Origin of the sequence: Glutamicibacter protophormiae, assembly GCF_016894325.1 — a bacterium.
Classification (GTDB): domain Bacteria; phylum Actinomycetota; class Actinomycetes; order Actinomycetales; family Micrococcaceae; genus Glutamicibacter; species Glutamicibacter protophormiae.
The window spans coordinates 2,886,620-2,904,178 of the sequence record NZ_CP069806.1 but is presented as its reverse complement, the minus strand read 5'-3'; the positions used below and the strand labels follow the sequence as shown (position 1 = coordinate 2,904,178).

The 17,559-nt window shown below is 65.1% G+C and carries 17 protein-coding genes; 8 read left to right on the top strand and 9 right to left on the bottom strand.

Going from position 1 to position 17,559, the window contains the following annotated elements; genetic code table 11:
* Nucleotides 1-238: 238 nt before the first annotated feature.
* Together mgrA and JQN66_RS18615 are read right to left on the bottom strand one after the other, a co-directional pair.
* Nucleotides 239-1,300: an L-glyceraldehyde 3-phosphate reductase gene (gene mgrA, locus JQN66_RS13580; RefSeq protein ID WP_239464015.1), complete on the bottom strand. Its 1,062-nt coding sequence runs from the start codon at nucleotides 1,298-1,300 to the stop codon at nucleotides 239-241.
* Between the two features lie 515 nt (nucleotides 1,301-1,815).
* Entirely contained in the window at nucleotides 1,816-1,938 is a 123-nt protein-coding gene (locus JQN66_RS18615) for a hypothetical protein (protein WP_268240081.1), read from the bottom strand.
* Between the two features lie 153 nt (nucleotides 1,939-2,091).
* Between JQN66_RS18615 and JQN66_RS13575 the strand changes: the two genes are divergently transcribed.
* Nucleotides 2,092-2,877 carry an alpha/beta fold hydrolase gene (locus JQN66_RS13575; protein WP_204675514.1) on the top strand — a complete coding sequence of 262 codons (786 nt, stop codon included), beginning with the start codon at nucleotides 2,092-2,094 and terminating at the stop codon, nucleotides 2,875-2,877.
* Nucleotides 2,874-5,447 carry an ATP-dependent helicase HrpB gene (gene hrpB / locus JQN66_RS13570; protein ID WP_204675513.1) on the top strand — a complete coding sequence of 858 codons (2,574 nt, stop codon included), beginning with the start codon at nucleotides 2,874-2,876 and terminating at the stop codon, nucleotides 5,445-5,447. The genes JQN66_RS13575 and hrpB overlap by 4 nt, the downstream gene beginning before the upstream one ends.
* 63 nt (nucleotides 5,448-5,510) lie before the next feature.
* Here the strand turns inward: hrpB and JQN66_RS13565 are convergent, their stop codons facing one another.
* Both JQN66_RS13565 and JQN66_RS13560 read right to left on the bottom strand, forming a co-directional pair.
* Nucleotides 5,511-6,743, bottom strand: a complete 1,233-nt coding sequence (locus tag JQN66_RS13565; protein WP_204675512.1) for an acyl-CoA dehydrogenase family protein — start codon at nucleotides 6,741-6,743, stop codon at nucleotides 5,511-5,513.
* A 113-nt stretch (nucleotides 6,744-6,856) separates the two neighbouring features.
* Nucleotides 6,857-7,546 (bottom strand): TetR family transcriptional regulator, encoded by a 690-nt coding sequence (locus JQN66_RS13560; RefSeq protein WP_204675511.1) that lies wholly within the window; start codon nucleotides 7,544-7,546, stop codon nucleotides 6,857-6,859.
* 152 nt (nucleotides 7,547-7,698) lie between these two features.
* On the opposite strand from JQN66_RS13560, the gene JQN66_RS13555 reads away from it, so the two are divergent.
* The gene (locus JQN66_RS13555) at nucleotides 7,699-8,133 is read left to right on the top strand and encodes a hypothetical protein (RefSeq protein ID WP_204675510.1); all 435 of its coding nucleotides are present in this window, start codon (nucleotides 7,699-7,701) and stop codon (nucleotides 8,131-8,133) included.
* A 101-nt stretch (nucleotides 8,134-8,234) separates the two neighbouring features.
* Entirely contained in the window at nucleotides 8,235-8,474 is a 240-nt protein-coding gene (locus tag JQN66_RS13550; RefSeq protein WP_188949365.1) for a YtxH domain-containing protein, read from the top strand.
* 130 nt (nucleotides 8,475-8,604) lie between these two features.
* On the opposite strand, the gene JQN66_RS13545 is transcribed toward JQN66_RS13550, so the two are convergent.
* From JQN66_RS13545 to JQN66_RS13535, 3 genes are all read right to left on the bottom strand, one after another.
* A complete protein-coding gene (locus tag JQN66_RS13545) occupies nucleotides 8,605-10,071 on the bottom strand; it encodes an MFS transporter (RefSeq protein ID WP_204675509.1) in 1,467 nt (488 codons plus the stop codon).
* Nucleotides 10,072-10,132: 61 nt separating this feature from the next.
* Nucleotides 10,133-11,140 carry a PhzF family phenazine biosynthesis protein gene (locus tag JQN66_RS13540; protein WP_204675508.1) on the bottom strand — a complete coding sequence of 336 codons (1,008 nt, stop codon included), beginning with the start codon at nucleotides 11,138-11,140 and terminating at the stop codon, nucleotides 10,133-10,135.
* Nucleotides 11,141-11,225: 85 nt separating this feature from the next.
* The gene (locus JQN66_RS13535) at nucleotides 11,226-11,765 is read right to left on the bottom strand and encodes an AMIN-like domain-containing (lipo)protein (RefSeq protein WP_229777435.1); all 540 of its coding nucleotides are present in this window, start codon (nucleotides 11,763-11,765) and stop codon (nucleotides 11,226-11,228) included.
* 293 nt (nucleotides 11,766-12,058) lie between these two features.
* Between JQN66_RS13535 and JQN66_RS13530 the strand changes: the two genes are divergently transcribed.
* Nucleotides 12,059-13,066, top strand: a complete 1,008-nt coding sequence (locus JQN66_RS13530) for a mechanosensitive ion channel family protein (protein ID WP_239464013.1) — start codon at nucleotides 12,059-12,061, stop codon at nucleotides 13,064-13,066.
* Between the two features lie 96 nt (nucleotides 13,067-13,162).
* Here the strand turns inward: JQN66_RS13530 and JQN66_RS13525 are convergent, their stop codons facing one another.
* Both JQN66_RS13525 and JQN66_RS13520 read right to left on the bottom strand, forming a co-directional pair.
* The gene (locus JQN66_RS13525; RefSeq protein WP_407717426.1) at nucleotides 13,163-13,816 is read right to left on the bottom strand and encodes a YqaJ viral recombinase family protein; all 654 of its coding nucleotides are present in this window, start codon (nucleotides 13,814-13,816) and stop codon (nucleotides 13,163-13,165) included.
* A 55-nt stretch (nucleotides 13,817-13,871) separates the two neighbouring features.
* Entirely contained in the window at nucleotides 13,872-14,132 is a 261-nt protein-coding gene (locus tag JQN66_RS13520) for a thioredoxin family protein (RefSeq protein ID WP_204675506.1), read from the bottom strand.
* A gap of 130 nt (nucleotides 14,133-14,262) precedes the next feature.
* Here JQN66_RS13520 and JQN66_RS13515 point away from each other — a divergent pair, with 130 nt between their 5' ends.
* The 3 genes from JQN66_RS13515 to JQN66_RS13505 all read left to right on the top strand — a co-directional run bounded on the left by JQN66_RS13515 (nucleotide 14,263) and on the right by JQN66_RS13505 (nucleotide 17,556).
* Entirely contained in the window at nucleotides 14,263-14,991 is a 729-nt protein-coding gene (locus tag JQN66_RS13515) for an ABC transporter ATP-binding protein (protein WP_204675505.1), read from the top strand.
* The gene (locus JQN66_RS13510) at nucleotides 14,988-16,349 is read left to right on the top strand and encodes an FtsX-like permease family protein (protein ID WP_204675504.1); all 1,362 of its coding nucleotides are present in this window, start codon (nucleotides 14,988-14,990) and stop codon (nucleotides 16,347-16,349) included. The genes JQN66_RS13515 and JQN66_RS13510 overlap by 4 nt, the downstream gene beginning before the upstream one ends.
* A 151-nt stretch (nucleotides 16,350-16,500) precedes the next feature.
* Nucleotides 16,501-17,556: an ABC transporter substrate-binding protein gene (locus tag JQN66_RS13505; protein WP_188949372.1), complete on the top strand. Its 1,056-nt coding sequence runs from the start codon at nucleotides 16,501-16,503 to the stop codon at nucleotides 17,554-17,556.
* Nucleotides 17,557-17,559: the final 3 nt, after the last annotated feature.

Genomic DNA, 17,559 nt, shown 5'->3' with positions numbered 1-17,559 from the left:
CTACGCGATCGTCGCTGGTTGTTATTGAACTATAACCAATAAATGAATGTAATTCACTTCATATCGCTTCCACTCTGAGCTTATCCATACATTGCCGAATCTGCCAGCATGGAATCGCGGCGCTAAATGAACTTTCACTAGGGAGTGTTGGAGAAACAGAAAATGCCGCACTGCCTGGAAAATTCTCCAGGCCAGTGCGGCATTTTCGGACTACGGTGCGCGTTCGAGCAAGCTCGGCTTAGCCAATGGCGGAGCTTCGCCACCAGTCGATGCCTGCATCGCCCTGCGCGATCTGCGCGATCTGGTCCAGTTCGGCCTGGCTGAAGTCGATGTTCTCCAAGGCGCCGAGGTTCTCGTCCAGCTGTGCGGTGGATGAAGCACCGATCAGCACCGAAGTTGCGGCTCCGTCGCGCAGCAGCCAGGCGATGGCCATCTGGGCTAGCGACTGGCCGCGGCGCTGGGCCACCTCGTTCAGACGGCGGATCTTCGCCAGGTTCTCATCGGTCAACTGCTCCGTCAGCGCCCGGCGGCCGCCCTGGCGTTCGACGTCGGTCGTGGCCAGGTACTTGTCGGTCAGTAGTCCCTGTGCCAGCGGGGTGAAAGCGATGGCACCCATGTTCTCCGCGGCCAGCGTCTGCAGCAACCCATGCTCGACCCATGGATTCAGGATGTTGTAGGACGGCTGGTGGATAACCAAAGGTGTCCCCAGGTCCTTCGCAATCGCCTTGGCCTGCGCGGTGCGCTCGGCCGAGTAGGACGAAATGCCGACGTACAGCGCCTTTCCGGAGCGGACCAGCGTGTCCAGGGCGCCGATGGTTTCCTCCAGCGGCGTCTTCGGATCGAAGCGGTGGGAATAGAAGATGTCCACGTAGTCCAGGCCCAGCTTCTGAAGCGAGGCATCGCAGGAGGCGATCAGGTACTTGCGCGATCCCAGGGTTCCGAAGGGGCCGGCCCACATGTCCCAGCCTGCCTTGGAGGAAATGACCAGTTCGTTGCGGTACGGCTTGAAGTCGTTGCGCAGCATGCGCCCGAAATTCTCCTCGGCCGCTCCGGCTGGAGGGCCGTAGTTGTTGGCCAGGTCAAAGTGCGTGATCCCGCGGTCGAATGCGTGCCGCAGGATTTCGCGCTGCGAATCGAAGGTCCGGTTGTCGCCGAAGTTCCACCACAACCCCAGCGAAAGGGGCGGGAGCATGAGGCCCGAGTCGCCGACGCGGCGGTATCCGAAATGCTCGTAACGGTCCGCTGCGGCCACGTAGGGCCGATGGGTGTCGTTGACTGGATTGACGATCTCGTATTCCACGAAAAACCTTTCTGCCGGCAGAAGCCGATCAGTGCGAGGGAGAAATCTCTCTGCTCCACCATATGTCAGATTTTTGAGACATTTCTGGGCGGGAGCCGATTCGCGCGCAAGGAACATGGAAAAGGGGCGGACCCACCACTTGCGCTCGGCATGCGATGGGTCCTTCGATACGAGAGCTTGGGGGTGCTTCCGTATCCCGCGGCTGCAAAGTTTATGGGGGTACCGTGCAACCACGGCCGACTTCGCCGGCTCTCCAAGTCTAGCTTTGCGAGTATTGGCGGAGGGCTTGTTACGACTAAGGTTGGCTGTTGGGCAGATAGTCCTGACCAGTTGGCTATGGCGTGAGGACGGCACACGGATTAAAGGAAGAACCGATCTGTCAGGCCAAGGAGGTAACGCCTGCGCAGATCGGTTCTTCTAGATCACTCGCACCTTGAGAAGGTACTAACAACGGTAGGACCTATGCCTTGAAATTACCTGAAAGTCGAGTGTGCGACAGCTTGAAGACATGGTGCTCAGTAGTTCGAGGGTGGGTCGGAGGCCGGGAATGACTCGTCTTCCCATTCCTCGACCAGCTGCTCGTCATGCTCGTCGTGCAGCTTCTTCTCGAGATCCTCTTCATTGGGTTGCTCGCTCATTTCCTTCCCCTTTCATAGCCCTCAACGCGCGGCCGGCGAATGGCCAAGCCGCTGTAACCTCAGTGTTCTCCTTCTTGCCCCGGTTGTCGAGGGCTGGGACGCACCGTCGATTTCCATCGGGGGAATGGAAGCGATTTAATCAAAGGTATGCCGATGATCAAGAACCCCGCCGACGGTGCAGAAATCTTCTTCGACGATGATTCGGCGGATGGCGAGCCGATCCTGTATTTGCACGGTTCCGCCCTCTCGCGATCCATCTGGCGCGGGCTGGGCTACACCAAGACGCTGGGCGCGGGGTACCGGAACGTCCGGATGGACCTGCGCGGCCATGGCCGCTCGTACAAGTCGCACGACGTCGCCGATTACACCATGGACAAGGTCATGGGGGACATCCACGCGCTTCTGGACCACCTCGGCCTGGAAGCCGTCCACGTGGTCGGCTACTCGTTCGGCGCTCGCACCGGGCTGCATCTGGCCATGACGTCGCCGGCATCGGTGCTGTCGCTGATCATGCTCGGCGGCACCTTCGAGATCACCCCGGGCGAAATCGGCAAGCTCTTTTTCCCCGGCTACCTTCAGGCGCTGCGCGCCGGGGACATCGAAGGCTTCGTCACCGGCCAGGAAACCCGCGGACGACTGGATCCCGCCACCCGGATGGCATTCAAGTCCAACGACCCCCTGGCCTTGGCGGCCTACTACGAAGCCGCGGAAACGGTGCAAAACGTCGAACTGGCCGAACTGGCCCAGATCCGCGTCCCGACACTGCTGCTGATCGGCACCCGCGACCAGCCGCGCTTCGACCAGAACAAGATCATGGCCCACACGCTGCCCAACGCGCGCATGGTCGCGCTGCCCGGGCGCACCCACGGCAACACGCTGTTCCCCATCGAACCGGTGGTCCAAGCCATCGAGTCCTTCTGGAAGGGCCGCCGGCGATGAGCTCCGAGTTGTTCGACCTCGATGCGGTCTCCCGGGGCCTGGCCTTCGGCCCCAGCCGCCACGAACTGTTCGCCAGCGTCCAGGCCGACCCCGCCCGGCCGCTGGTGATCCAGGCGCCGCCGGGATCGGGCAAGACGACCATCGTGCCGCCCGCTGTGGCCAACGCGCTGGCCGGACGCGGGCTGGATGGACGGGTTATCGTCACCCAGCCGCGCCGCGTGGCCGCCCGTGCCGCGGCCCGGCGCCTGGCGCAGCTCGACGGGTCCAGGCTCGGGGACCGCGTGGGCTTCTCGGTCCGGGGAGAGCGGATGCTCAGCGCCCGCACCAAGGTCGAGTTCGTCACCGCCGGCCTGATGCTGCGCCGCCTGCTGGCCGATCCCGACCTTGACGGAGTCAGCGCGCTGGTCATCGATGAGGTCCACGAACGCTCCATCGACACCGATCTGCTGCTGGCCATGGCCAACCAGGTGTCCGAGCTGCGCGAGGACCTGAGCCTGGTGGTCATGAGCGCCACCCTGCACGCGCAGGAACTCTCGCAGCTGCTCGCCCGGGACGTTCCGGCCCCCGTGCTCAGCGCCCGGAGCGCGCAGTTTCCGGTTCAGGAGCAATTCGACAGCTTCTCCGGGCTGCGCAATACCGAGCGGGGCCTGTCCCACGACTACCTGCGGCATGTGGCCCACAGTGCGCTCAAGCACTCCGCACTGGCCAATCGCGAGTCCGGGCACCCGGTGGACACCCTGGTGTTCCTCCCCGGAGCAGGGGAGGTGCAACGGGTCTGCTCGTACCTCGACGCCGCCGGCGCGCGCAGCTTCGCGCTGCACTCGCAGGTCTCCTCCCTCGACCAGGACTCGATCCTCGGCGTTCCCGACGCCGGGGAACCGCCGCGCATCATCGTCTCGACCTCCATCGCTGAATCCTCGGTGACGGTGCCCCGGGTGCATCTGGTGGTCGATGCCGGGTATGCCCGGGAACCGAGGCGCGACGCGGGGCGCGGCTTCAGCGGCCTGGTCACCGTGGTGGCCAGCCGCGCCGCCGCCACCCAGCGGGCCGGCCGCGCCGGACGCCTGGGGCCCGGCACGGTGGTGCGCACCTTGGATGCGAAGTCCTTCGCCGCGGCCCCGGCGCATTCGACTCCCCAGATTCGCACCGCCGACCTGGTGGACGCCGGGCTGGCCCTGGCCGCCTGGGGCGCGCCGCGCGGCGAAGGGTTGTCCATGTGGGAGCGGCCGCCGGGCGCCGCCATGCGCGCCGACGAACAGGTGCTCTACGCGCTGGACGCCGTGGACGAATCCGGCCGGATCACCGCGCTGGGCGAACGCATGTCGAAGATTCCCACCGACCCCCGCACCGCCAGGGCGCTGCTGGAAGGCACCCGGCGCTTCGGCGGGAAGGCCGCCGCGGAGGTCGTCGCGATGCTTGCAGGATCCGAACGGGTGGGCAGCGCCGATGTTTCCGAGCTGCTCGCGGCGCTGCGGCGCAGCTCCCACCCGGGGCACCGCAGCTGGTCCCGGGAAGCCAAGCGGCTGGCGGCGCTCGCCCCGGCAGGCGGCGACGCGGCCGCGGCCGGAGCGCAGGCCGCCGCCGATGCGGTGGCGGGGATCTGCGCGCTGGCCTACCCGCAGTGGATCGCGCGCCGCAGGGGCCCGGCGGAATACCTGTTGGCCTCCGGCACCAGGGCCTCGCTGCCGCGCGGCAGCCACCTGGACCACTTCGAATACCTCGCGGTGGCCGAGGTCTCCCGCACCGGCGGGGGAGCAATGATCCGCAAAGCCGCGGGCATCGACATCGACACGGCCTGCGAGCTGCTGCCGCAGATGCACCGGATCCGCGAGACCGCCCAGCTGCTGGACGGGAAGATCAGCGCCCGCAGGGTCGAATCCTTCGGCGAGATCGAACTGGCCTCCACGCCGATCAGGGCGACCGAGCAGCTGGGGCTGCAGGCTGCGCAGGCCGCGCTGGCCGAGCAGGGGCTGGCCCTGTTCGGGGCGCAGGAAGGCTTCGAAGCGCTGCGCCGGCGGATGGCCGTGGCGCACCGGCTGCTGGGCGAGCCCTTCTCGCCGATGGACGAGGCCGCCCTGGTCGGCCGCGCCGCCGACTGGCTCACCCCTGCCCTGCGCCAGCTGGCCGCCGGCAAGAGCGCGGCGAAGATCGACCTGCACTCCGCGCTGCGCACGCTGCTGCCCTGGGAACACGCGCACGACTTCGACGCGCTGGTGCCGCAGCGCCTGCAGGTGCCCTCCGGGTCGCGGATCACCGTGGCCTACCCTCCCGTGGGCGACGCCGGGCCGGCGGTGGTCTCGGTGAAGCTGCAGGAATGCTTCGGGCTGGCGGACTCGCCGAGGCTGGTGCGCGATAAGCTGCCGGTGCAATTCCACCTGCTCTCGCCCGCGGGACGGCCGCTGGCGGTGACCGACGACCTGGTCAGCTTCTTCAACGGCCCCTACGCGCAGGTCCGCTCCGAAATGCGCGGGCGCTATCCGCGCCACCCGTGGCCCGAGAATCCCTGGGAGCATGTGGCGACCGCGTCGACCAAGAACCGGCTTAAGCGAGAGTCCGGCGGCCGGTCTTAAAGCGAGCCGGGCCCCGCGCCAGTGCGCGGGGCCCGGAAACCCTTGGTAGTGCCTTTCAGCGCTTTAGGCGAAAGCGGAGATGCCGGTGATGTTGCGGCCCATGATCAGGGCCTGGACGGTCTCGGTGCCTTCATAGGTGTGGATGGCTTCGACATCCGCGAAGTGGCGCGCCACGCGGTTGCTGGTCAGGATGCCGTTGCCGCCCAGCAGGTCGCGGGCGTTGGAAGCGACCGAGCGCGCGGTGCGGGTCGCGGTGAACTTGGCCAGGGAGGCCTGCGGGCCGGTCAGCTGGCCGGAGGCATCGCGCTTGGTGGCCTGCATGACCAGCAGCTGGATGGTGGCCAGCTCGGACTGCATACGCGCCAGGCGCTCCTGGACGATCTGGCTGGCGGCCAGCGGGCGGCCGAACTGGATGCGCTGCTTGGCATAGTTCACCGCGCTTTCGTAGCAGGCGGTGGCGTGGCCGACGGCGGCCCAGGCGACGCCCAGGCGGGTGGCGAACAGCACGCGCGAGGTGTCCTTGAAGCTGTTGGCTTCGGGCAGCACGTCCTCGTCCGGGACGAAGACCTCGTCCATGCGGATGTGCGCCTGCCAGATGGCGCGCAGCGAGAGCTTGTTCTCGATGTTGGTCGCCCGGTAGCCCTCGGCCTCCTGGTGCACGATGAAGCCGCGCACTTTGCCTTCCTCGTCGCGGGCCCACACGATGCTCACTCCGCCGATGGAGCCGTTGCCGATCCACTTCTTCTCTCCGCTGATCGCATAGCCGCCCTCGACCCTGCGGGCGACGGTCTCCAGCGACACCGAGTCGGAACCGTGGGTCGGCTCGGTCAGCGCGAAGGCGCCGGGCAGCTCTCCGGCGAGCATCGGCATGCCGTACTTGGCGATCTGCTCGGGGCTGCCGCAGTAGATGACCGAGCGCAGGGCCAGGCCGCCCTGCACGCCGATGATCGTGGCCACCGAGCCGTCGCCGCGCGCCATTTCCATGTTGATCAAGCCTGCGGCCAGCGGGCTCATCTCCTCGCGGCCCTCGATCTTCAGCCCGTCACGCAGCAGGTCCGCGTCGCCGAGCTTCTTGACCAGGTGCAGCGGGTAGTCAGCCTTGTCCCAGTACTCGTGGATGTCGTCCTTGACCTCGTTGAGCACGAACTTGCGGGCCTTGGCGCGCCAGGCCGCGTCGGCCTCAGACAGCTCGGAGAACACGCCGGTGGGATCGATATCGACCCGGTCTGACCATAGGTCGTACTCCGGCTCGGTGACTCCGGAAGGGAAGGCGTAACCGGTCTGCTGCTGGGTCATTTGGGGCGCTCCTTGGGTGCCTGGGGAAGAATGGTCTACCTCAAGCGTAATGGAACGCAGTGTCATGTCAAGGTACTAGGTTTCAAATGCCGTGTGCCGCGGGAGCTGAGCAGTCAGTGCTGGCGCTCGCGCAGCGCCTTGGCCACCGCATCCAGGATGGACTGCTCATCCGCTCCCGCCGGCAGCACCGAGACCACCACGCTCGGGGCGGCGCTGGCCGGTTGCCGTGATTCGTCGTTCGGGTTGAGTACATCGGAGAAGCGTTCGAGGAAGATCAAAACGTCGTGGGCGAGCTTCGTGCGATCGGTGCTGTGCGGCTCGCGCAGCCACATGCGCAGGTGGTCGTTGTGGATCGCCACCAATCCGGCGCTGATCCCTAGGCCCAGGGCATGGGCGCCCGGGGTGGAGACCAGATCGCGGCGGGCCAGGAACTGGTAGAACGCCCGCTCGTAGCGGTGCGTGGACACCAATTCGCGCTCGCGCAGCGAAGGCACCGACGACAGCAGCTTGTGGCGCAGTTGGGCTGCTTCCGGGTTGGCCGTGTACTGGTCGAAAACCACGTGCGCGGCGTCGATCAACGTCTGCGTGGCATCCACTGAGGACGCGGCAAGTGTCGTTTCGACATGGGTGATGATCATTTCCTGATCCGCGAAGACCATGTTCTCCTTGGAACCGAAACGGCGGAAGAACGTGGAACGCGAGATTCCGGCCGCAGTCGCCAGCTCGTCGACACTCGTGGCATCGAAGCCTTGGGAGATCAACAAATTCAGGGCAGCGGAAGGCACGGCGGAAGAGGGGATCATGATTCAAAAATCTAGCATGATTCACGGACCTGGTTTCTTGCTCTTCGCTGAATGCGACTCGCAAATGATTGTGAACACCCAAGTCGATGACTACGCTGATCAACAAGGCAACCCGGTCGGGTTGCCACTGACGATCTAAGGAATGAGGCCCCATGGGAATCTCGATTGCAAACGCAGCGCTACGTTTGGTCAGCGGCGCATTCATTCTCAACAGCGGCATCAACAAGCTGCGATTGGACGAAGCCAGCGCCGCGGGCTTGCAGCAAATGGCGGCCAACGGCATCCCGCAGCTGGGCGAAATGGAGCCGGCGGCCTTCGGCAAGATGCTTTCGATCGGGGAGATTTCGCTGGGCAGCGCGCTGCTGCTGCCGCTGATTCCCTCGCGGCTTGCCGGCCTGGGATTGGGCGCTTTCTCCGGTGTCATCCTGGCTTCCTACCTGCGTACCCCGGGGCTCACCGAATCCGATGGCATCCGCCCGACCCAGGACGGCATCGCCCTGGCGAAGGACGTCTGGCTTGCGGGCATGGCCGTAGCGCTCATTTTCGGGCGCCGTTCAGCCAAGAAGGCCAAGGCCAAGAAGAAGTAATTCGACCTAGGCCTTGAGTGCCCCGGCGGGACAGCATAAATTGATTCTGGACCTACTAGTTTCCAGTGGCCAAAACCGGTTTCAGCGATGAGGAGAGTTACATGAGTTTCTTGGATGATGCGAAGAAAAAGCTGGGCGAGGCCGTCGAGAACGTGAAGGACTTCGCGGAGGACGCGGCAGAGAACGTCAAGGAATTTGCCGAGGACGCGACGGAGAACGTCAAGGAGTTCGCCGCCGAGGCTACCGAAAACGTCAAGGAGTTCGCTGCCGACGCGCAGGAGAAGATCGGTGAGAAGGTCGAGGAGTTCAAGGGCGGCAACAAGCCGAACGGCGAAGCCTGAGCCGGCGCATCGGTGCTTTCCTGATCAAATTTTTTAATCAGGAACCGAGCTGAGCAGACTGCCCCTGGCCACGAGCGCGAACTCGTGGCCAGGGCAGTGTGCGTGGAGGGCTGATGTGCCCGGCTGGCGGCTACTTGCCGCGCAGCTTCGCCTCCGACGGATGCGACTTGAAGAAGAGCACCGAGAGGATCGCGGCCAGCGCCACGATCCCGGGGAGCATCAGCGCCTGGCCCAGCCCGACCGAGGTGGCCTCGAAGATCGCGGCCTGGTCGGCTGGCTGCTGCAGTTCGCTGATCTGCGCGGTGATCCGCGAATCCATCATGAACGCAATCAGCGCCGAGCCCAGCACGGAACCGATCTGCCGGGTCGTGTTGTAGATGCCGGAGCCGGCGCCCGCGTCGGCAGCGGTCAGGTCGCGGGTGGCGGCCAGCGAAAGCGATGGCCAGATCATGGCCGAGCCGAAACCCTGCACTGCGGAAGGGATCAGCAGCAGCCACAGCGGAATATCGGCGTGCATCATCAGCGCATACGCGATGGTGCCGCCGCCCATCAGGAAGAACCCGGGCAGGGCGAAGGTGCGCGGATTGAACTTGTTGATGTGCTTGCCGATCATCGGCGCCATGATGATGCCGACCACGGCCATCGGTGAGATCATCAGCGCGGACTGGGTCGGAGTCAGACCGCGGACATCCTGCAGGAAGAACACCATGGGCAGGCTGATGGTGGCGATCGCCAGGCCCATGAAGGTGATGGCGATATTGGACAGCGAGAAGTTGCGCACCGTGAACAGTCGAAGCGGGACCAGCGGTTCGGCCTTGGTCTTGGACTGCCACCAGACGAACAGCGCCATCATCAGGACGCCGATGATGATCAGGTGCCAGGCGCTGATTGGTCCGATAAACGGTTCCCAGTTGGTCGCGTCGCCTTCCTGGATGCCGTAGACGAGGCTGAACATGCCGATGGCGGACAGCGCCACGCCAATCCAGTCGAAGGAATGCGCCTGCGGTTTGAGCTTGGGCACGAACTTGAACACCATGGCGATGCTGACCACGGCGATCGGGATGTTGATGAAGAAGATCCATTCCCAGCCGGCCGAATCGACCAGCAGGCCGCCGGCGATCGGGCCGACCAGCGAGGCGATGCCCGCTACCGCGCCCCACACGCCCATGGCCGCACCGCGGTGGGCATAGGGGAACAGCCGGGTGATCATGGTCATGGACTGCGGGGAAATCAAGGCGGCGCCAAGGCCCTGGACGGCGCGGGCTACGATCAGCGAGGCCAGCGAGGTGGACAGGCCGCTCCACAGCGAGGCGATGGTGAAGATGACCATGCCTGCCAGATAGATGTTGCGCGGGCCGAAGCGGTCGCCCAGCCGCCCGGTCACCAGCAGCGGCACTGCGAAGGTGAGCAGGTAGGCGCTGTTGATCCACAGGATGCCGGAGATGTCGGCGTCCAGGTCTTCCATGATCGCCGGCATGGCCGTATGGACGATCGTGGTGTCGAGAAGGATCATGAAGAAGCCGATGACCAACGCCCAGAGGGCGTTCCATGCGGATTTCTTATCGAATTCTGTGGGGGTGTTCGCTGTTTGTGGCACTGGTCAAGACTAGTGCGTTCGGCGGGAATGCGAAATAAATAGGAAGACTATTGATGGCGAATCAGTCGAAGCTCACAGTTCCGCAGACCCTGGTCACCACATCGCCGCTGACCCAGACGCCCTGGTCGTCGGCCTCGACGTGCAGGATCGCGTCGCGACCCACCCGGGTGCCCTGGCGGACCGTGTAGCGTTGCGGCGCGTAGCCGGACTTGGTCAGCCAGACGCCGAAGGCGGCATTCAGGCTGCCGGTGGCCGGGTCCTCGGGGACGGCCTCGCCGGGAACGAAGTTGCGGACCTCGAAATCCGCCGGAGGCTGCATCACCACGGAGCCGAAGCGTTCTTCGGAGCGTTCCAGATCCGAGGAATCCAGCGGGAGCAGTTCCTCTCGGGTTCCCGCCAGCCGCGGCAGGACGGAATCGCGCGGCTGCCAGCTGCCGTTGGAGACGCTGGATGCGGTATACGGGCCGATGACTCCGACTTCCAGGCCCTCCAAGGCCTCGAAATCCGGTTCGATGGCCAGGACCACGTCGGCATCGCGCAGCACCAGACCCGCCGGCTGGGGGCCGTTGACCAGCCAGGAATGGTCGATGACGTCCTCGGGCTGGATACCCAGACCGGAAATCGCCCACTGCAGGACGTCGGGTTCCAGCGGACCCGAACGGGTCAGCGGGGGAGCGAGGAAAGCGATCCGCTGGGAATGCTCGGCGGTGCCTTCGCGTTCGACACGCAGCCGGATCAGGCCGCTGCGGCATTCCTGGACCAGATAGCCGCTGGGGCCGGGTTCGCCGCCGGATTCAAGCCAGGCGTGGGCGGCGCCGAGCGTGGGGTGGCCGGCGAAGGGCAGCTCCGTGGTCGGGGTGAAAATGCGAATCGCGTAGTCCGCTTCCTCCTCGGTCGGCTCGACGAAGTACACGGTTTCTGCCATGTTGATCCACTTGGCGAAACGCTGCATCTGGTCGTCGGTGAGGTGGCCGGTGTCGAAGACCACGGCCAGGCCGTTGCCGTTGAATTCGGTAGCCGCAAAAACGTCAACCTGCTGATAGGCAAATGTGCTGCTCATACATAGCATCGTGGCACATTCGTCAGCAGGTTGACGGGGTGTTACGCGGTACGTCACGCAAAAAGTGCCGAACCGCACCGAATATTTTTTGCGGTCACCACTGGTGGGCGACGTCGATGACGAGCCTGGAGGAAGTCCCCGGGCCGTTGAGCAGGAATGCGCGCATTGGCAGCCGTGCCCGGGTGGAGACGCCGAGCAGGGTTTCCCCTTCGAAGCTTCCCAGCCAGACCTGCTGCTTGAAGGTCTTGTAGTTCAGGGTCTTGACCTGGGCACCTGGATTGTAGGAGGTGCTTGCCGGGGCATGAAGCTGGATCTGCAGCTTCGCTCCGCCGGTGGTCTTCACTTCGATCCCGGAAGCGATGCCGACGAATTTGTCGACGTACTTCACGGTGTAGCCGGCAGGCTTCGACTTCAGGTCGATGACCATCCGGTCGTAGCAGGTGTGCTGACCGGTGCGCACATTGGTCAGTGCGGATGTGGTGGACAAGGTCTTGGTCTTGGCCAAGGAACCCCAGTAAACGGTTGCGCAGGTCGAGGCTGCGGTGGAGGTGGGTACTGCTACTGCTGCGGGCGTCATTGCCAGCATGGCTGCCGTCGCCGTGGCGGCGACGATTCCGAATTTTGTTCGGCGCACGGTGATCACCGGCTTTCTGTGGTTGCGCCAGCCGGCCGATTCACGTGGCCGGTCACACTACTAAAGCGCCGCCGCGGGGGAAAGGCAAGAGTTTGGAGAAAATGGAACGATACCGATATTGATCTGTGACGGAAGTTGAAAAGTTCGGAATGACACAAGCTGCTACACAGCCCTCGGCCAGAGCCCTATGACATGCTTTAAGGATGACTCCAACACCTACCGCACCTATCGATGAAACTGTTGAAGATGTCATTCAGGCCTCAAGCTTCCTACCCGAATCGTTGCAGTTCTGGGTGGTTATAGCTATTGGCGCAGTTGTTGCCGGGGTCCTGACGATCGTCTTCAGCAGCGTCTCACGCCGTATCCTGGGGCGCATGGGGGTTCCCGCCGGCACCGTGAAGCCGACCAGGGTTCCGTTCTTCGCCACGGTGACCTCGATCGTCGTCAAATCGGTTTTCTCGATCTTCTACCGGGACAAGTCCTGGTACAACGCGTGGCAGTTCGTCATCCTCGCGGTGCTGATCTTCTTCCTCACCTGGTTCATCATCAGCGTCGTCAAGGTCACCGAGACCTCGGTGCTGGCCAGGGTGGAAGCCAGGTTCGGTCCGGGCCGCAAGCTGGCGAAGGTCCGCACCCAGGTGGGTCTGCTGCGCCGGGTGCTGACCGCGGTGCTGTGCGTGCTGGCGATCGGCGCCGTGCTCCTGTCCATCGAGCAGGTCAGGGCGTTGGGCGCCGGTATTATCGCCTCCGCCGGTCTGGCTTCGGTGGTTGTCGGCCTGGCCGTGCAGTCCACGTTGGCCAATGTCTTCGCTGGCATCCAGATCGCGTTCACCGACTCGATTCGCGTGGAGGACACCGTGGTGGTGGAAGCCGAGCGCGGAACGGTCGAGGAAATCACCCTGTCCTATGTGGTGGTGCTGCTGCTGGACGGGCGGCGCATGATCCTGCCTTCCACCTACTTCACGACCACCCCGTTCGAAAACTGGTCGCGCCGAAGCAGCGAGATCTCCGGCAACGTGGTGCTGCAGCTGAAGCTGAACGCCCCGATCGAGTACCTGCGCCAGCGCACGACCGAACTGCTGGAATCTTCAGACTGGTGGGACGGCCGCACCAATGCCCTAAACGTGACCGACGTCCAGGGCGGCCTGCAGACGTTGACCATATTTTTATCCGCACGCAACCCCTCGGACCTGTGGGAGCTGCGCAACATGATCCGCGAGAAGCTGCTGGGTGAACTGGTGCAGAGCTACCCCGAATGCCTGCCTGACCCGCGGACGCTGCCGAATGCCCCAACCGCCTAGCGGAAATCGACGATGGTCCCGTGGAACACGCCGCGACAGCGGTGCGTTCCGCGGGACCATTTTGGCTTCACGGACGGCGGGGCCGGGGCGGCCGGGCTAGAGGCGCAGCGCGGCAGGCCCGTAGTCGTTGTAGCGCTGCTGCCTGGCCGTGGCGTCGCGCAGGGCCGAGATCAGCGACTCGGCTTTGTCGATCAGGTCCCGGATCAGGTCGTCGTCGCGTTCGACCCACAGGTATTCCGGGACATCGCGCAGCGGGACGAAGTTCTCGTGCTCCTCCCAGACGAACAGGGTGCGTTCGGCTCCGATCACGTGCTGCTGCCAGAGCACCTGGCGCAGGTAGTTTTTCGGGATCTTCTTGAAGGGCTTGTTGGTGGTCTTGATTTCCGCCAGCACCGGAACGCCGGCGGCGTCGAATCCGAGGCCGTCGGGGGTGGCCAGGTGGAGCTTGGACAGCTGGGAGTGGAACAGCTGGGTGGAGGGGAAGATGTTGAAGTTCTCCTGGACCCAGGCGGCGATCACCGGCTCGCGTTTGCGGCCGTGGTCGGTGTAGGGGTTCCCGGAAAAGCCGTTGCCGTAGAGCTTGTCCCAGGCGGCGTTCTTGATCGACTTCTCGGTGGAAAGCTTGGCCACATCGGTGGCGGTGATGCCCTGGGAGCGGGCCCGGAGCCATTCGATGCGGTTTGACGAATCGGCTAGAACTCGTTCGAAGCATTCATGGCTGACACCGGGCACTGTAATCACGTGCTCCATTGTCCCCCACAAAGGGGGCGCAATCGTGCATCTGGGCCTCCAATCCTGCGTGAGGCTAGTCGCTGGCCCGGGCGATGGCGGCCAGCAGCTGGTTCATGGTGGGCGGCTGCTCGCCGCGGAACCGCTCCTGCCCGTCGACCAGCAGCCGGATCACCGGGGTGGAGGTGATGCCCAGCTCTTCGCCGCGCTGCACCTGCTCGACCTCGTTGATTTCCTCGACTTCCAGATCGGGCAGCAGCTGCTGGACGCGGCGGACCAGCGACCTGGTGCTGACGCAGGGCGCGCAAAATGGCTGCGAGTACAGTTCCAGCTTCATGAATCCGGTGGTTCTCCTGCCGAGGGATGCGTTGGGCGGGGCGGGCCTCATACCAGGGTAGGTGCCCAGGCCGGCCAGTGTCGCTCCCTGAGGCGATGCATCCGGCCGCCGTGATTGAAAACATGGAGGCATGGTAGAAAATTCCCCGGCACGCCCGGCCGCCATCTCGGCCCGCGGCCTGCACCGCAACTTCGGCAGTACCGCTGCATTGGACAACGTGAACCTCGATATCCAGCTGGGCCAGTCACTGGCCATCATGGGACCGTCGGGCTCCGGAAAGTCCACGCTGCTGCACGCCCTGGCCGGCATCGACCTGCCGGATTCCGGGCAGATCACACTGACCCTGCCCGGGAAAGCCCCGGTGCAGGTCGAGAGGCTCAAGGACAAGGCGCGCACCAGGCTGCGCCGCGAGGCCTTCGGCTTCGTTTTCCAATCCGGGTTGCTGATCCCGGAATTGACCGCCATCGAGAACGTGGCCATGGCCCTGATGATCAACGCGGTCCCTCGGCCCAACGCCATGAACCGCGCCGGCCTGGCGCTGCAACAGCTGGGGTTGGCAGGGATGGAGGAGCGCCGCATCGGGCAGCTCTCCGGCGGCCAGCAGCAGCGGGTGGCAATTGCCCGCGCCCAGGTGACCGGTGCCAGCGTCGTCTTCGCCGACGAGCCGACCGGCGCGCTGGACTCGGCCACCGGCGCCGAGGTGCTGGAAACCCTGCTGGCGTGCACCGTTGGGGTGGGCAAGTCGCTGGTCATGGTCACCCACGACCGCACGGTGGCCGAACGGTGCGACCGGATCGTGCACCTGGGCGACGGCCGGTTGCTGGAGGGCACGGAGCGCCAGGCGGGAGTCTGGTCGTGAATACCGTGCACCTGGCCTGGATGCTGGGCCGTCCCTCCTCGACGCGCGGCACCTCGCAGATCCTGACCGTCAGCGCCTACGCCATGGTCGGCGCCATGCTGCTGGTCGTGCTGGGCGGCGCCTATTCGTTCACCAGTTTCGAGCGCGAGGCGCAGGCCGCCTACCTGCCGCTGGCGGGCTTCGCGGTGGTGCTGCTGGCCGTGCCGCTGATGGTGCTCGGTTCGGCCGCCGCCCGGCTGTCGGCGCGCACCCAGGACCGCGCGCTGTCCTCGCTGCGCCTGCTGGGCACGACCGGCGGCCAGATCCGCGGTGTCTCGCTGCTGCAGGCTGCCGGCACCGCCTTGGCCGGGGCCGTTGCCGGAGTGGTGCTGTACCTGGCCTGCTCGCCGCTGGTGGCGATGATCCGCTTCCAGGGGGCGCCGCTGGGCGACGCCATCTACCTGCCCTGGTGGGCGGTGGCCGCCGCGGTGGCGGCCATCGTGCTGCTGGCGGTGATCAGCTCGCTGGCCGGGCTGCGCAAGCTCATCATCACCCCGCTGGCCGTCGCCACCCGGCAAAGCGTGCCGGTGCCCAGCTGGATCCGCGTACTGGTCACGGTGGGCTCGGTGGCGCTGTTCTTCTTCGTCTTCACCAACATCGGCGTGGTCAGCCAGGAAATCGGCACCATCATCGCGGTGGTCATCCTGGGCTTTGGATTCGGCCTGCTGATCCTGAACCTGGCCGGGCCGTGGCTGGTGGCCGTGGTCGGACGGTGCAAGCTGAAGAAGGCCGTCAAGCCGGAGCAGCTGCTGGCGGCCCGCATGATCCTGGAGAACCCGTCCGAATCCTGGCGCCAGGTGTCCGGCATCGCGATGGCCTCCTTCGTCGCCGTGGTCGGCGGCAGCGGGGCGGCCCTGATGAGCATGGGCAACGGCCAGGAGCCGACCGGCAGCTGGTTCGACTACCTGCCGCAGGACATCCTCACGGGCGTGCTGCTGACCCTGGTTATTACGTTTGTTTGCGTGGCCGCGTCGGCCTCGATTTCGCAAAGCGCCAGCACCCTGGACCGCGCGGACCTCTACGACGGGCTGCACAAACTGGGCATGGGCTACGAGGTGATGAATGCGGCCCGGACCAAGTCCTTGATGATCCCCGCGCTGACCGCTTCGATCGGCTTCGCCATCGCCTCGGTAGTGCTGGTCCTGCCGCTGGCCGGAGTTGCGGTGCTGCTCAAGCCGCTGACGGTGCTGGTGGTCATCCTGGCCGTGGTGCTGGGCCTGGTGCTGATCCGCGCGGCCATCAGCGTGGCCAACCCGCGCAGGCTGCTCGCCGAGCGCGTAGCCGGTCATTCCGGGGGCATCAAGATAGGTGAGGGATAGCAGGAAAACGCTAGTTTTCTCCGATTAGGGATTAACCGTGTTGCGTAATGCTGGCGAAAACGCGTAATGTGACCTGTGGTTCGGGTAGGCATGCCTTACCTATCCGAATTCACAGTTCACGGAACCTCGCACAGTCTGGATAACCCCGCCCATGAATATCTCGCGCCGCGCCGGCATCTTCGCCGCCTCCACCGCCATCCTCGCCCTGAGCCTGACGGCCTGCGGTTCCAGCGCCGAATCCGGCGCCGAGTCCTCGGCCACGCCGTCGGCTTCGGCAGGCTTCAGCCCGGTAACCATCAAGAACATCTACGGGTCAACGGAAATCACCGAGGTGCCGGAAACCATCGCAACCATCTCCTGGGTCAACGCCGACACCCTGCTGGCGCTGGACACCGTGCCGGCAGGCATGGACACCGACACCTATGGGCAGAACGCCAACAATTCCACGGACTGGAAGGACGCGGCGCTGGCCGAGCTGGGCGCGTCCATCGGCTCCGAGAAGGCCCCGAAGCAGTTCGACATCGCCGACGGCATCGACTTCACCGGCATCGCCGAGCTGAAGCCTGACGTCATCTTCGCCCCGTACTCGGGCATGACCCAGGAAGAGTACGACAAGCTGAAGAAGATCGCTCCGGTTGTCGGGCCGATCGAGGCCAACTACACCACCAGCTGGCAGGACGCCACCGAAGCGGCAGGCCAGATGCTGGGCAAGCAGGAGCAGGCCAGCGCGTTGATCTCGGACATCGAGGGCAAGATGGCGGCGGTGGGCGAGCAGAACCCGGTGCTGAAGGACTCGACCTTCATCGCAGCGGACCTCTCCTCGCCGGAAACCTCCTATGTGTACTCCACCGGCGACACCCGCCCGCGCTTCCTGACGGCGCTGGGCATGAAGCAGGCGCCGTACGTGGATGCGAACGCCGCCAAGGATGCCTTCTACTTCACCGTCTCCCCGGAAAAGGTCAATGAATGGGACGCGGACGTCGTCTTCGCCTCCGCCGCGGCCGGCAGCACCGTGGATGACATCGTCAAGGCCCAGCCGCTGTACGGCCAGATCCCCGCGGTGAAGAACGACGCCGTGGCCCTGCCGGGCACCGACCAGGCCACGCTGTCCATCTCCGCCGCCTCCCCGCTGTCCATCGAGTGGGCGCTTCAGAACGTGGTGCCGAATATCGTGAAGGCCGCAGAGAACGCAGCGGCCGCCAGGTAGCTC

Bases quoted from the DNA above. Each gene is read 5' to 3' on its own strand.
- JQN66_RS13505 (WP_188949372.1), top strand. From the start codon at position 16,501: ATGAATATCTCGCGCCGCGCCGGCATCTTCGCCGCCTCCACCGCCATC.
- JQN66_RS13540 (WP_204675508.1), bottom strand. From the start codon at position 11,140: ATGCTATGTATGAGCAGCACATTTGCCTATCAGCAGGTTGACGTTTTT.
- JQN66_RS18615 (WP_268240081.1), bottom strand. From the start codon at position 1,938: ATGAGCGAGCAACCCAATGAAGAGGATCTCGAGAAGAAGCTGCACGAC.
- JQN66_RS13520 (WP_204675506.1), bottom strand. From the start codon at position 14,132: ATGAAGCTGGAACTGTACTCGCAGCCATTTTGCGCGCCCTGCGTCAGC.
- JQN66_RS13575 (WP_204675514.1), top strand. From the start codon at position 2,092: ATGATCAAGAACCCCGCCGACGGTGCAGAAATCTTCTTCGACGATGAT.
- JQN66_RS13515 (WP_204675505.1), top strand. From the start codon at position 14,263: ATGGTAGAAAATTCCCCGGCACGCCCGGCCGCCATCTCGGCCCGCGGC.
- JQN66_RS13550 (WP_188949365.1), top strand. From the start codon at position 8,235: ATGAGTTTCTTGGATGATGCGAAGAAAAAGCTGGGCGAGGCCGTCGAG.
- JQN66_RS13525 (WP_407717426.1), bottom strand. From the start codon at position 13,816: ATGGAGCACGTGATTACAGTGCCCGGTGTCAGCCATGAATGCTTCGAA.
- hrpB (WP_204675513.1), top strand. From the start codon at position 2,874: ATGAGCTCCGAGTTGTTCGACCTCGATGCGGTCTCCCGGGGCCTGGCC.
- JQN66_RS13555 (WP_204675510.1), top strand. From the start codon at position 7,699: ATGGGAATCTCGATTGCAAACGCAGCGCTACGTTTGGTCAGCGGCGCA.
- JQN66_RS13565 (WP_204675512.1), bottom strand. From the start codon at position 6,743: ATGACCCAGCAGCAGACCGGTTACGCCTTCCCTTCCGGAGTCACCGAG.
- JQN66_RS13560 (WP_204675511.1), bottom strand. From the start codon at position 7,546: ATGATCCCCTCTTCCGCCGTGCCTTCCGCTGCCCTGAATTTGTTGATC.